Origin of the sequence: Streptomyces sp. NPDC007162 (assembly GCF_040634175.1) — a bacterium.
GTDB lineage: Bacteria > Actinomycetota > Actinomycetes > Streptomycetales > Streptomycetaceae > Streptomyces.
The window spans coordinates 1-13,200 of record NZ_JBEYFC010000236.1 but is presented as its reverse complement, the minus strand read 5'-3'; the positions used below and the strand labels follow the sequence as shown (position 1 = coordinate 13,200).

Sequence of the window (13,200 nt, the reverse complement as noted above, 5' to 3'; positions counted from 1 at the left end):
TCTCGTCTCTCTTCCGATCTGGGCCGGGGATGCTCTCGATGTCCTCCGCCTGCACGGCATGGCCCCGTTCGCAGCGGATCTGGGCGTCGACGTGCGCGCCGCATCCACGGTGGCGCGCCAGCATGGCCGGGCCCTCGGGGTCGGCGCGGTAGCGGTCACCCCACTGCAGGAGCCCCATCACGGCCGGGACCAGGTCCATGCCCTTGGACGTGATCACATACCTGGGACGACTCCGCGAGCCCGGCTCCTTGTAGGCCTCGGTGGCCAGGATCCCTTCCTCCACGAGCATCTTGAGCCGCGCCGCGAGGAGGTTGCGAGGGCAGCCCAGGACGCGTTCGAACTCACTGAAACGGGACGAGCCGTACCAGACCTCGCGCAGGATCAGGATCGTCCACTTCTCCCCCACGACCTCAAGGGTCCGGCCGATCGAGCAGTTCGACGTGTCCCGGTCCAGGCGGGGGTCCGCGCCGGCGTCCTGAAGGGTTTCGGTCCTCGCATCCATGCAGTGATACTAACCTCTCCTGAGTTTACTTTTCTATACCCAGCCATTAGCGTCATGACCAGCAGCTCCCCCGGCCGCACGCGAGAAGCGGGCGCGGGGGAGCTGCCCGAAGAATCACATCGCCCACCGAAACACCCACGCAGAAAGGCGGCCGGCATGAAGGCCTTCGTCGTCGAGAAGTACGGCAAGGACGGCGCGCGCGCCGCGGAGGTGCCCGAGCCCGCCGTCGGGGACCGCGACGTCCTGGTCAAAGTGAGCGCCGCCAGCATCAACCCGCTGGACAAGATGGTCCGCAACGGGGAGTTCAAGCAGCTCCTGAAGTACAAGACCCCGTTCGTGCTCGGCCACGACGTGGCCGGCGTCGTGACCCGGGTCGGCTCCGCCGTGCACGGCATCGAAGTCGGCGACGAGGTCTACGCCCGCCCGCGCGACCTGCGAGTGGGGGGCTTCGCGGAGTTCATCGCGATCGACGTCGACGATGTCGCACCCAAGCCGGCCTCCCTCACCCTGCAGGAGGCGGCTGCCGTGCCGCTGGTGGCCCTGGCCGCCTGGCAGATCCTCGTCGAGCGCGCACGGGTGAAGCCAGGCCAGAAGGTGCTCGTCCACGCCGGTGCCGGCGGCCTCGGGTCGACGGTCATCCAGCTCGCCAAGCACCTCGGCGCCACCGTGGCGACGACCACGGGCACCGCGACCGAGGAACTGGTCAGGAGCCTCGGCGCCGACGTCGTCGTCGACTACACCAAGGAGGACTTCTCGAAACTGCTGTCCGGCTACGACCTGGTGCTGGACTCCGTGGGCGGAGCGAACCTCGAGAAGTCGCTGACCGTACTGAGGCCCGGCGGCCTGGCCATCAGTGTCGTCGGGCCGCCGGACGCCAATTTCGCCAAGCAGCTCGGCGCCCCCGCCGTCCTGGGCCTGGTCATGAACACCCTCAGCCGCAAGATCCGCAAGCAGGCCAAGGGACTGGGCGTGCGCTACCAGTTCTTCTTCATGCAGGCCAACGGCTCGCAGCTGCGCAAGCTCGGCGCCCTCTACGACAGCGGGAAGCTCCGGCCGGTCATCGACAGCACCTTCCCGTTCGAGCGGACACTCGAGGCGATGGCGCACGTCGAGCAGGGCCGCACCAAGGCCGGCAAGGTCGTGGTCTCGATGGAGCCCGACAACGGCTGAGCCCGCGCAGGTCACAGACCCTCCGTCCGGCACGGTCATCAGAGGAGAGCACGAACCCGGAAGCCGGCCCCCCGACACTCCGCCGAATCGCCCAGGCGGTCTCGGACGCGTTCGGGCCCGGCAATCGTCACAGGACAGACGGGCGCTTACCCGGAAGGCTCGGAGCCAGCCCGCGCACTTGCCACCGGCCGGCCTCTCCGGCTCCGCATCGCCGCGGACGCCATCCCCGCACGGCCGGCGATGTCGGCGGACCACGAGTCGGCCCTGCGCGCCTCGGGTCCGCGCTCCCTGCTCCTGGTCCCACTGTGGGCCCAGGGATCTCCCCAGCGACCCGGCCGTGGTCTCGAAGGCCCGCGTCCAGGCAGCCGATCAGCCGGCCGCCTGGGGTCCGGAAGAGACGGCCATTCCCACAGAGCTGGTCGTCAGCGAACTGGTGACGAACGCCATCCGCTACGGCAAGAGCCCCATCCGACTGCGGATGATCCTTCAGTCGGCGCTGACGTGCGAAGTTTCCGACGCCGGCAGCACCGCTCCGCACCTGAGCCGCGCCCGGGACTTCGACGAGGGCGGTCGCGGCTTGTTCCCGGTCTCCCAGCTCATCCAACGCTGGGGTACTCGCCACGGCCGCGAAGACAAGGTCAGCTGGGCGGAGCAGCTGATTCCAGCATCCCCTGCCGACGTCCCGTCGGCTCTGCGGTGACAAGCTGCTGTCTTTCCGGGGTTGAGGACTGCATTTCCACTGGTCAGGTATGGGCGCGACGGTTCAGTCGCGGTGACGAACCGTCGAGTTGACTTGCTCGCGTGTCGGCAAGGCACCGGGCCCAGGCGACGGTGGGGCTCCCGCCGAAGATCATCCTTGCGGGGGCGGCACCGGGAAAAGCAGACAGCTGCTGGTGGCGTGAGCGAGCAGGCGATCTGTCGCGTCGACCAACTGCGCCTGGGCGAGGGCGGTTTGGCGGCCCTTGCTGACAACTGTGCCAATGGCACGCACCATGCCCGTTTCCACGGTGATCCGCCGCAGGAATTTCACCGTCAGGTCGAGCGAGGTGTACCCCATTCCTTGCGGGAGGGTGGACTGGACGGCACAGCCCGCCGCCGAATCCAGCAGAGTGGCGAAGATTCCGCCGTGCACGCTGCCGATCGGGTTGTAGTGCTCCTCCCCCGGCGTCAGGGAGAAGACCGCCCTGCCGGGCTCCACCTCGTCCAGGGTGAAGTCGATGGAGTAGTTGATGGGCGGCCCCGGCAGTCGCCCCGCCTTCAGCTCGCGCAGGAAGTCGATGCCGGCCATGCGTCCGGCGGCTTCCGCCAGGATCGCGGGATCTTCCCATGCATACGTACGTGTTCGTCCCACGATCGAGCGCCTCCATCTGACTTTTTCAAGTGAAGCTAGCTGCCAATTCACCTGACTGTCAATTATGAAGTCAGACCCCTAAGATAGCGGGATGGAGTGGCTTGAGGCGAGCACGGATAACTGCCCCGTCCAGCGCACGCTCGACGTGATCGGAGAGAAATGGACGCTGCTGATCCTGCGTGACGCCGTCAACGGAGTCCGCCGCTTCGACGACTTCCACCGCCACATCGGCCTGTCGGAGGCCGTCCTCAGCGATCGCCTCCGGAAGCTGATCGCGGCCGGCGTCCTGAAGACCGTCGCCTATCAGGAGCCGGGCAGCCGCTCCCGCAACGAGTACCGTCTGACCCGCAAGGGCTGGGATTTGTGGCCCGTCCTGATGGCCTTGAGCCAGTGGGGCGAGGCCTACGCCCTCGGCCCCGAGGGCCCCGTACTGGACGTTCGTCACACCGAATGCGGCGCTCCGGTCCGCGTCGTCGTCGAGTGCTCCGCGGAACACTCCGCCCTCACTCCATGCGACGTCACCGCCCGGCTGGGACCAGGGGCCCGCCTCCGGGCATGAATCATCAAACCTGGTCTCGCCACCGTCTCGTCGCGGCTGCCGTCTCCCCTCTTGTCGGCACCTCAGCAACCGGATCGGGATGGGCGCCAGCGACGACGTGTTCGACGGCACCGCCTACAGCATCGCCGCATTGGCTGCTCTCCCGGCGAGGGCGACATCTCACAGGAACGCGATGGCCCGGCCGCGCCACCCGGACAGCGAACAGGGTTGCAGCACCACCGGAGCCCGGCACCGGCAGTCCATAGATCGACAAGCGGCATATCGCAAGGCCGTCGAGCCCGGGCCATGACATCTGGTGGTCGTGCCCAAGGAGGTGCTGCCGCCGCCGGCCGGGGCAGCACCGCATAGTGGGAGGCCCCGGGTGTGAACGGCGACGAACTCCACCCAGCGCAGCGCTGGCCATCAGCGGGGCCCCGGCCCAGCCCAGAAGGCGGCCCGTCAGCCGATCAGGTGGAACCCGTCCCCGAAGTCGATGCGGGCGAGGTCGGCGCGCGAGACGATACCGAGCTTGGGGAACACGTTGGCAAGGTGATGAGCCACGGTGCGGGGACTGATCAGCAGCTGTGCCCCGATCTCCCGGTTGGTGAGCCCCTGCGCGGCCAGCCGTGCGACTCTCAGCTCCTGCGGGGTGAGGATGGCTGCGGTGTCCCGGGCCGGTGCGAGGTCGCGGTGCAGGTGCTGCCCGGCCAGTTCCTGTTCGGCCCGGGTGCGGGCGAGCAGGGGCGCCGCGTGCAGTCGCCGGAAGATCTCCGCGGCTTCGGCGAGCTGGGTCCGGGCGTCGGTACGGCGGCGGGCCCGCCGCAGCCACTCGCCGTACAGCAGACGGGTGCGGGCGTGGTTGAAGGGCCGCGACCGGGCTCCGGGAACATCCAGCGCGAGCCGGAACTGCTCCTCCGCGTCCGCCCCCGACGCCAGCAGGGCATTCACCAGGTGCGTCGCGGAGATCGCCCACGCCGCCCCGGTCCGCTCGGCCCACCGCCGCAGCAGCCGCACCTGTTCCTCGGCCGTCGCCCGCTGCCCGCTCTGGAGGGCGGCCTCGGCGGTGTCCGGCGCGGCGAGCACCGCGATGGTGGGGTGCGCCGCGTGGTGTCCGCCCTCGGTCAGGCGGACCAGGTAGTCCAGGGCTTCTTCGGCCCGGCCGGCGAACAGCGTCGACATGCCGAGGGTCCACTGCGCGGCGGCGCTGAGCAGGCGCACACTGCGCGGCACGGAAACCTCGAAGGCCCGGGCGGCGTAGTCCGCGACGGCCGGCTCCTCGCCTCGCGGCTGGTCGCGGTGGACGGCCAGATCACGATCGCGGGCGCCGACGAGGTCGTCGCATACGCCAAGGAACTCGGCAAACCGCTGGACCGGCTCATCATCACCCATGAGCACCCGGACCACTTCCAGGGGGCGGCCCGCTTCAACGCACCCATTCACGCCCTGGCCGTCACGCGCGATCAGATGGCGGCGCGAGGCGACCTCAAGGACCCCACCGGCATCCCGGTCCCCGCGGCAGAGGTGGCCCCCACCGTTCTGATCACCCCGGGTACCGAGGTCGTCGACGGCGTTCCCTTCGTCTTCGAAGCCCTCTCCGGCGGTGAGACCTCCGACCAGCTGCTGATCCGGCTGCCCGAGCACGGGGTGCTGGTGGCGCAGGACGTCGTCTACCACAAGACCCATGTGTTCGTCGGAAACCACGACATCGACCGCTGGCAGGTCATCCTCCAGGAACTCGCCGACCCGGCTTACGACACGATCCTGCCCGGACACGGACTGCCCGCGGGACCGGCCGTTCTCACGGAGATGGCCGAGTACCTGAAGGTCGCCCGCGAACTCCTCGGCGACGACGGCCAGGCCTACAAGCAGGCCATCATCGAACGCTTCCCCACCTACGCGGCTCCCCTCGTGATCGACATCAGCAACTTCTACCTGTTCGGCACCCCGATCGTCATCCCGTCCGCCTGACCTTTCCCGCTCATTCATACGCTGCCAGACGGCCTCGACGGCCGACCGGCGCTTCGCCCCGCGGGCCGGGACCCTTGCCTGCCGAGCGCTTCTCGGCTTATCATATTACGATCGTAAGTCAAATGGCCGGGGACCAACCACTGTCTCGCCATCGGCTCGAACGGAGCCCGCACCGTGCCGCACCGTGCATGCGGACCCGGCGCAGCCGATGCCGCTCCGACGGACAGTGCGGCGACATCCGCGCCCCCACCAGACCTCACAGCTCCGTCGTCGTCGGACGCGATCACAGCCACGCAAGCCCCCTACGAAACGGAACCACGCCATGAGCCAGCCCAGCACGATCCGCCTGGAGCGGACGACCCCGCGGACCGCCAGGATCACGTTCGCGAATCCCCCCGCGAACCTGGTGATTCCCGAGTCCGTCGTGACGCTGCACAAGATCGTCAGGGAGCTCGAGAACGACCCGGACATCCAGGTCGTCGTCTTCACCAGCGACCTCCCCGACTTCTTCGTCAACCATTACGACGGCGCCGCAGCCGCCGACCTCCCCCAGCCCGAGCACGAGGACGACAACCCGGTCTGGACCGACATGGTCCTCCGGCTGACCAAAGCTCCGTTCATCAGCATCGCGGCCATCCGGGGCCGCACCCGCGGCGCGGGCAACGAGCTCGCCCTCGCCTGCGACCTGCGCTACGCCAGCCGCGAGAAGGCGGTCTTCGGCCAGCCCGAGGTCGGCATCGGCATCGTCCCCGGCGGAGGCGGCGGCGAGCGGCTCCCTCGCTCCATCGGCCGCGACCGCGCACTGGAGGCGATCCTGACCAGTGCCGACTACGACGCCGACCTGGCCGAGCGCTGGGGATGGGTCACCCGGACCCTGCCCGACGCGGAACTCGACGCCTTCATCGACGCGACGGTCGCCCGCCTCGCCTCCTTCGACCGGCAGGCACTGGCGACCGCGAAGGCCCAGGTCAACCGGGCGACACTGCCGCCGGACGCTCACCTGGTCGCCGCCTTCGGCGAGTTCGCGGCCACACTGACGCAGCCGGGATTCGCCGCGCGTGCGGTCGGGCTCGGCGCGCTGGCCGCCGAGAAGGGCCTCGACGTCGAGTACGAGCTGGGCGAGTACATCGGCCGCGTCAACGAGATCCTCTGATCACCTCCTGCCGCCGCACGACCCGCCCCGGCTCCTGACAGGGACCCCAGTCGGCGGCGCGGCACCCTGGTGGGTTCCGGCCCCGACCCACCAGGTTCCCAGCGGTGGTCGGGCGTGCCCCGACGGCAGCCCGGCCCCCCACGGAGCGGCCGCCATCGCGAAACCGTGCACGGCGGCTTCGTCGGGCCCTGAGCTCCTCTCCTCGGCTGCACGAACTGCCACACTTCACCACCAGGCAATTCCGCCAGCCAGGACATCCCCCCTTCCCTACGCGTCCGCCCACCCGAGCCGGGCGCCACCCCACTGATCCTCACCCACGAGGGGCCGGGCTCCCTCGGCGGATTCCCGCACACGCTCGCCCCCCTGAGCGACCCGCATGCACGGCGACAACCCGCTGCCCGTTCGACAGTTCCAGCAAGGCACAGGCGCTTCCGCCTCGCAGCACCATGGCCAAAGGCCCCTCCGCATCATGCCGAGCCACGACAGCCCGAACCCATCCGCGCGGACGCAGCACGTGACCGCACCCACGCCGCCTGACAAGAGCGCCCGGCGCCCGAGGGATTCGCCTTCCTCAGGCGCTTCGGCGTACGTACGGCACTCTCCCCAGTGAGTGCGTCCTCGGTCGCGCCACTGCCCGCCGCCTTCACCACGACGGCCTTGATCGCCTCGACGCGGGACTCGTGCGGTACGCCGATCACGGCGACCAGCGAGGTAGGTGTCGGGTCGCGCGGGATCGGCCGCGAACAGGTCGCGGCCGATGAGCGCGTTGTCGTACACGTTGCGGTGCCGCAGCTCAGTGCCCTTGGGACGGCCGGTCGTGCCGGAGGTGTAGAGGACCACGGCGGTGTCGTCCTCGTCTCGCTCGACCGTCCGGAACGTCACGGGCCGCTCGGCGACGGCCGCGGCGCAGGTCTCCGGGGTCCCGTCGCCGACCCCCTCCCCGCCCGGGGCTGCGGCGCCGCTCTCGATCAGGAAGAACTCGGTGCAGCCCTCGAACGCGAAGTACGCCTTCGCGTCGGAGTCGGCGAGGTGGTAGGCGACCTCGTGGGACTTCAGCAGCACGTTCAGCGGCACGACCACGGCGCCTGCGGGGAAGGTTGGGGCAGGACAGCGCGACCTTGTCGCCCGGCTGGATCCCGCGCGAGACGAGCAGGTTCGCGACACGGTTGGCGGCGGCGTCGAGGGCGGCGGACGTGACGTGGTCATCACTGAAGACGATTGCGTGCCGCTCCGGATGTCGTGACGCAGTGTCCGTCAGCCGTCGTGACACGTTGCGGCTCGGGCTGAGCATCATCGCTCTCCTGGTTCTCCGGGTGCGGGTGGCCGATCCGGGCGAAGACCTGAGGCGGTGCGAAGCCCTCCGCTTCCTGGACCGGCGGGCGGCGGCCTGGGCGGTGGTGAGATCGTCTCCGCTCGGGCCCATGACGTGCCGTCCGGTGGGCGGTCCGCTCCCCGGCGTTGCGCCGAACGCCGCGTGGTGTCCGCGGTGGCGACGGTGCCGCTGCGGCGCACCCGCCCCGGGACGAGGTGCGGTGGTGTCCCGGGCGCGGCGGATCGGCCGCAAAGTCGTCTGACGATCGTAATATTACATGCGTCAGACCATAGATTAGGATGGGATGCAAGGCAATGGCCCGGCTGAGTTGATGGAGGACCCGGTGGCGCGCTACACCAAGGAGCACAAGCAGGTGACCCGGCAACGGATCATCGAGCGGGCCGGCCACCGGTTCAAGCAGGACGGCATAGACGGCTCCGGCATCTCCACCCTGATGTCGGACGCCGGGCTCACCAACGGAGCCTTCTACGCCCACTTCGAGTCCAAGGACGACCTCGTCGCCAACGTCGTCGCCGAACAGCTGCGTACGCAGGTGAAGCAGTACGGCACGCTGCGGCCCGGCCGCGAGGGACTCGAGGATTTCGTTCGCGAGTATCTGTCACCCGAGCACCGGGACAACCCCGGCGACGGATGCCCCTCCGCAGCCCTGCTCGACGAAATCGGCCCGTGCGGTGACGGGACCAAGGACGCCTACACCGACGGCGCCAGGGGCATCGTGGAAGAACTCGCTGCCCGCCTGGCACCCGAGGATCCGCAGTCCGCCCGCGGTCAGGCCATCGGGCTCTTCACCATGGCGGTGGGAACGTTGCAGCTGTCCCGCGCCCTCTCCGACCGGAAGTTCTCCGACGAGGTCCTTGAGCAGGGAATCAAGAACGCCCTCACCTTCATGCGCTGAGGGGGACGGTCAATCCCCGGACCTGACCGCCTGCCCCTGCCGCGCCCTGCGTGATGAGGTTGCGTCCGCACGCGAAAGCGATTCCATGCACGCCGACAATGCGGCCAGCGGGACGGATCCAGGCCGCCTCACCACGCATCTGGAGCTCGCCCGACCCACCCCCTGCCCCGAGCAGCCAGCACCGGCTCAGCCCCCTGGAGGCTCCCGCCGCGTCACTGAGGGGCGTCCACCACGTCGTTCTCCGCATCGCCGTCCCGCACGACGACCACCTCGCCGGCGCCGCATGGCCGGGAAACGGCCAGGTCAGTGATGCCGGACAGACGCCTCAAGTCGCCCGCCCACCGGGCGTCACGACTCTGAGGCAACGTCCTCGGTTTGAGCGCCGACCGGACCGCGGACCTACGGCCGTTCGAGGAACTCGAGAGCGGTCGACACGAACTGCTCATGGAACTGGAAGATGCCGCCGTGGCCGGCGTCGGGGTAGATCACCAGCTCAGAGTTCGGCAGTCGCCGGGCCAAGTCAGCCGAGTTCTGCGTCGGGACCATCCTGTCGTCGTCACCGTTGGCGACGAGCACGGGCTGCTGGATCACGGAGAGATCCTGCGGACGTGCCAGCCCCCAGCGGTGGATGGCCTTGAGCTGAGAGAGGTAGGAGACGAGGGAGATCGCCTTGCCCCGGCCCTTCGTGCGCTCCTTCAGACGAGCCAGGAACTCCTTGCCGGCCCGACGCCCGTTCGAGGTGCGGGTGAAGAAGAGGAACTGCTTCGGATCCTGAAGGGTGAACAGCGCTCGGAGCGTGTCGAAGTGGGAGATCCGGGTCACGTTCTTGATGCCCTCACCGCCGGCAGGACCGGTGCCCGCAAGGATCAGTCTGCGGATGAGTTGAGGGTCGGTCTGCGCGATCACCTGGGCGATCATGCCGCCCATCGAGAAACCGAGGATGTCCACCTGCTGGAGTCCGAGCGCCCGGATGAAGGTGATGGCGTCCTTGGCCATCTCCTCGATGGTCTGCGGCGTCGAACCTGTAGAGGCGCCGACGCCCCTGCTGTCGAACGTAATCACCCGGCGTCTGGCGGCGATGCCGTCGACGACCCGGGGGTCCCAGTTGTCGAGCACTGCGGCGAGGTGGGTGAGGAAGACCACCGGGACATCGGACCGGGGACCGAGCTCACGGTAGGCGAAGGTCACTCCGCCGGCGGTGACGGTGCGGGTCGGTGCGTTCTTGTACGACGTCACCACGTCGCCTCGTACTTCATGTGCGTCGTTCACGGTCGTGCCCTTCGATGTGAGGGTTGGCGCCGGTGTGCGCCGCCCCCTTCTTCCTTGCAGGGTGGGCGCAGGGCGGTAACCCGGTCTCCCGACTGCGGCTGCAGTCGGCGGCCAGAGGCCTCGGCGGGGCCGCTCTGGGTCAGATCCCTGAGGTTCCCGCGACCTTTAAAGTATGACCGTAATCCCATGAGGGGGCAAGAGGGGAAGCGGAACGAGATGGGATAGCGACAGGGATCGCGGGTTCCGCCGAACGTCGGGATGCAGGCCATGCCCTGCCACCAGAACAGGACGGGGCCGTACGAACCAGGACCCGCGCCTGGCTGTCCGGGTCTGTCGCCTGCACGAGGCGGCAGACCCGTACTTCCAAGCCGTGGTCCGTACGCTACGCCGCACTCTCGACGCCCAGGACGTCGTAGAGGTGCTGGCCATGGGCCCAGAGCTTCAACTCCCGACGCTTCACGAGAAGGAGCGCCTGCCTGCGGGCGAAGTCCGTCGCCGGCTGCGTGAAGCCGTTCAGTGCGATCATGATGGGCACGTCCGCTCCATGATGCGGGCGGGCTGTTCCGTTGAACTGCTGCACGTGACCGGAGCCGATGGGGCTGGAGTACTGCTTGCACTGCAGGATCACCAGGCGGTCGTCGCCGTCCCAGGCGGTGACGTCTGCGCCGAGATCGCCGGCACGTCCACCCGCCTCGGCTGACGGAACCCGTCGCGCGCCAGGAGGTCGGCGCACGCCTGCTCGAACCCCGACGCGCTCATCGAGGCAAGCTGCTTCACCTTGAAGGTCAGCACCTCCGGCTCGTCAACGGTCTCGGCCTCGTCCACGTACCGGTAGGCACCCGCTCCGGACAGGCCGGAGAAAAGGCCGGAGAGAAGCAGGAGCAACGCCAGGCCGCCGACAACGGTGAGGGCGTTCCACCATGGATGACAAAACGCTCTTTCAGGGCGGCCTGCTCGACGACTTCGCCCCCGGGACAGGACCAGTGAACGAGGGGACAGCAGCCAAGCAAGGAGATCTCCTCAGACGGCTGCGGCAGCGAGTGCCTCGAACTCTTCGTCCGCGAGCGGGATCAGCGCAGCGCCGGTGTTCTCTTCCAGGTGAGCTGTACTCGACGTGCCGGGAATCGGCAGCATCACCGGAGAGCGCCGCAGCAGCCAGGCCAGGGCAAGCTGTGAAGGCGACGCACCGTGCTCCCTGGACGCGGCGTCCAGCGGGCCGCCCGGACGTGCGAGTTCGCCGGTGGCGATCGGGAACCACGGGATGAACGCGATGTTCTCGGCCTCGGCGTACTCCAATACGTCCTCGGCCGAGCGGTTGGCCAGGTTGTACAGGTTCTGCACGGAGACGATCTCGGCGTAGCTGCGGGCCTCCTTGATCTGCTCGACGGTCACCTCGGACAGGCCGATGTGACGGATCTTGCCCTCCTGCTGAAGCCGGGCGAGTTCGCCGATCTGCTCGGCGAGGGGGACCTTGGGGTCGACGCGGTGCAGCTGGTACAGATCGATGCGTTCGACACCGAGGTGGCGCAGGCTCAGCTCTGTCTGCTGGCGCAGGTATTCGGGGCGGCCGACCGGGGTCCAGTTGCTCGGTCCCGGCCCCTGGCGGGTCTGACCCCCCTTCGTGGCGATGACGAGATCGTCGGCGTACGGACGGAGTGCTTTCCGGATCAGCTGCTCGTTGACGAATGGTCCGTAGGCGTCGGCTGTGTCGATGAAGTTGACGCCCAACTCGACCGCACGGCGCAGCACGCGGACAGCCTCGTCCGGATCGCGCGGGTCACCCCAGACACCGGGGCCGGTCAGTTGCATGGCACCGTAGCCGAGACGGTTGATCGTCAGGTCACCCCCGAGGTCGAAGGTGCCGGAGGCGTCGGCGGGACGTGCGGACTGCGTACTCACAAAGGATCCTTACTGGTCGAGGAAACGGATGGGTGACGGCGGCCGCGAAAGCTGCTCTCCGAGCCGGGTGCGGGACGTCCGTGCGAGTGCCGGAGACGGCCTCTGCGCCAGCAACTCAGCCCGTGGCGCGCGGACCTGGGAGCGGCCGAGGTTCGTACAGGTCGACGTGGCTCGCTCCCGACGCCCAGAAGAGCTCCTTCGGCTCACCCGCACGTCGGACGCTTTCATGGCTGGCGTAGGCCACGGCTGCCTCGGTGTCCGCGACCACCAGCGACGGCCGCGGCACGAGCTGTCCGGCGAAAGAGTCGTACCGGCGTCGAGAGGTGGAGATGTCTCTTTCTCGCCTTCTCGGTAACGTCCACAATGGTGCGCCGGATTCGCATGACGCAATTTAGTCTCTGTTCACTCCCAAGCCTGCCACTGCCACGAGAACCCGCAAAGAGGAGAATTCCATCCCGGGAGGGGACCAACCAGGGAGAAAAATCTCCCCCTCTCAGGATCGCCGGTCTCTGTCAGACTGCATTGACGGGCTGTGGACGCGATCCTGACCTGCGACGCATGGTCCTGGACCCAATCCGAGGCCCCTTACCTTTCAACGAATCCTGGACACACTGATCACATGGACAGCAGCGCACATCTGAAGGAGCTGGGTGAATTCCTGAGGGCCCGGCGAACCGAGCTGAGCCCGCGTACGGTAGGGCTACCGGAAAACGGAGCGCCCCGGCGGGTCGCCGGCCTGCGTCGGGACGAGGTCGCCCGCATGGCAGGACTCAGCAGCGGTCAGTACAGCCGACTGGAGCAGGGGCGCGCCCCCGTGTCCGTGAGCGTGCTCGCGGCACTGGTCCGGGCCCTGCATCTGGACGACGCGCAACGTGATCACCTGTTCGAGCTTGCAGGCGAGTTCACGGTCGAAGTCTGCCGCAGGCCCGAGCAGAAAGTCCCGTCACACGTCAGACAGACACTCGACGACTTTCGTTCCACCCCGGCTTTCGTCCTGGGCCGGTACATGGACATCCTCGCCTGGAACTCCCTGGCCGCCTCGCTCGTCACCGACTTCTCCCGGACACCGGGGAGATCGCCGTCCTGCGCGTGGACACCGCCCAGCCCTCCGACGACCCCGAC

Annotated in this window: 13 protein-coding genes and 2 pseudogenes; 7 read left to right on the top strand and 8 right to left on the bottom strand. The window is 68.6% G+C overall.

The features are described 5' to 3' along the window. Window positions 1-502, bottom strand: a 502-nt coding sequence (locus ABZ646_RS25730; RefSeq protein WP_360523320.1) for a helix-turn-helix domain-containing protein, incomplete at its 3' end; no start/stop codon positions are given. 156 nt (window positions 503-658) lie between these two features. On the opposite strand from ABZ646_RS25730, the gene ABZ646_RS25725 reads away from it, so the two are divergent. Both ABZ646_RS25725 and ABZ646_RS25720 read left to right on the top strand, forming a co-directional pair. Beyond that, complete coding sequence (locus ABZ646_RS25725) at window positions 659-1,672, top strand: NADP-dependent oxidoreductase (protein ID WP_360523317.1); 1,014 nt, start codon at window positions 659-661, stop codon at window positions 1,670-1,672. 316 nt (window positions 1,673-1,988) lie between these two features. Next, window positions 1,989-2,372: pseudogene (locus ABZ646_RS25720) on the top strand (ATP-binding protein); the annotation flags it as partial. Window positions 2,373-2,522: 150 nt separating this feature from the next. Here ABZ646_RS25720 and ABZ646_RS25715 read toward each other — a convergent pair. Continuing rightward, entirely contained in the window at window positions 2,523-3,023 is a 501-nt protein-coding gene (locus ABZ646_RS25715; RefSeq protein WP_360523314.1) for a PaaI family thioesterase, read from the bottom strand. 91 nt (window positions 3,024-3,114) lie between these two features. On the opposite strand from ABZ646_RS25715, the gene ABZ646_RS25710 reads away from it, so the two are divergent. After that, window positions 3,115-3,582, top strand: a complete 468-nt coding sequence (locus ABZ646_RS25710) for a helix-turn-helix domain-containing protein (protein ID WP_360523311.1) — start codon at window positions 3,115-3,117, stop codon at window positions 3,580-3,582. Between the two features lie 438 nt (window positions 3,583-4,020). Here ABZ646_RS25710 and ABZ646_RS25705 read toward each other — a convergent pair whose 3' ends face one another. Next, window positions 4,021-4,791, bottom strand: coding sequence for a LuxR C-terminal-related transcriptional regulator (locus ABZ646_RS25705; RefSeq protein ID WP_360523308.1), 771 nt, complete (start codon window positions 4,789-4,791; stop codon window positions 4,021-4,023). A gap of 66 nt (window positions 4,792-4,857) precedes the next feature. Between ABZ646_RS25705 and ABZ646_RS25700 the strand changes: the two genes are divergently transcribed. Further along, window positions 4,858-5,529, top strand: a complete 672-nt coding sequence (locus ABZ646_RS25700) for an MBL fold metallo-hydrolase (RefSeq protein ID WP_360523305.1) — start codon at window positions 4,858-4,860, stop codon at window positions 5,527-5,529. Window positions 5,530-5,851: 322 nt separating this feature from the next. Continuing rightward, complete coding sequence (locus ABZ646_RS25695) at window positions 5,852-6,682, top strand: enoyl-CoA hydratase/isomerase family protein (RefSeq protein ID WP_360523302.1); 831 nt, start codon at window positions 5,852-5,854, stop codon at window positions 6,680-6,682. 267 nt (window positions 6,683-6,949) lie between these two features. Here the strand turns inward: ABZ646_RS25695 and ABZ646_RS25690 are convergent, their stop codons facing one another. Together ABZ646_RS25690 and ABZ646_RS25685 are read right to left on the bottom strand one after the other, a co-directional pair. Then, window positions 6,950-7,756 carry an AMP-binding protein gene (locus ABZ646_RS25690; protein WP_360523299.1) on the bottom strand — a complete coding sequence of 269 codons (807 nt, stop codon included), beginning with the start codon at window positions 7,754-7,756 and terminating at the stop codon, window positions 6,950-6,952. Between the two features lie 76 nt (window positions 7,757-7,832). Next, window positions 7,833-7,973: pseudogene (locus tag ABZ646_RS25685) on the bottom strand (hypothetical protein); the annotation flags it as partial. A 364-nt stretch (window positions 7,974-8,337) separates the two neighbouring features. Here ABZ646_RS25685 and ABZ646_RS25680 point away from each other — a divergent pair. Then, window positions 8,338-8,910 carry a TetR/AcrR family transcriptional regulator gene (locus ABZ646_RS25680; RefSeq protein ID WP_360523296.1) on the top strand — a complete coding sequence of 191 codons (573 nt, stop codon included), beginning with the start codon at window positions 8,338-8,340 and terminating at the stop codon, window positions 8,908-8,910. Window positions 8,911-9,309: 399 nt separating this feature from the next. Here the strand turns inward: ABZ646_RS25680 and ABZ646_RS25675 are convergent, their stop codons facing one another. From ABZ646_RS25675 to ABZ646_RS25665, 3 genes are all read right to left on the bottom strand, one after another. Continuing rightward, window positions 9,310-10,179 carry an alpha/beta hydrolase gene (locus tag ABZ646_RS25675; RefSeq protein WP_360523293.1) on the bottom strand — a complete coding sequence of 290 codons (870 nt, stop codon included), beginning with the start codon at window positions 10,177-10,179 and terminating at the stop codon, window positions 9,310-9,312. Between the two features lie 382 nt (window positions 10,180-10,561). Then, on the bottom strand, window positions 10,562-10,912 hold the full coding sequence (locus ABZ646_RS25670) for a restriction endonuclease (RefSeq protein ID WP_360523290.1): 351 nt from the start codon (window positions 10,910-10,912) through the stop codon (window positions 10,562-10,564). A 287-nt stretch (window positions 10,913-11,199) separates the two neighbouring features. Next, entirely contained in the window at window positions 11,200-12,078 is an 879-nt protein-coding gene (locus ABZ646_RS25665; protein WP_360523287.1) for an aldo/keto reductase, read from the bottom strand. A gap of 619 nt (window positions 12,079-12,697) precedes the next feature. On the opposite strand from ABZ646_RS25665, the gene ABZ646_RS25660 reads away from it, so the two are divergent. Beyond that, the coding region (locus ABZ646_RS25660; RefSeq protein ID WP_360523284.1) for a helix-turn-helix domain-containing protein at window positions 12,698-13,200 on the top strand (503 nt) is incomplete at its 3' end.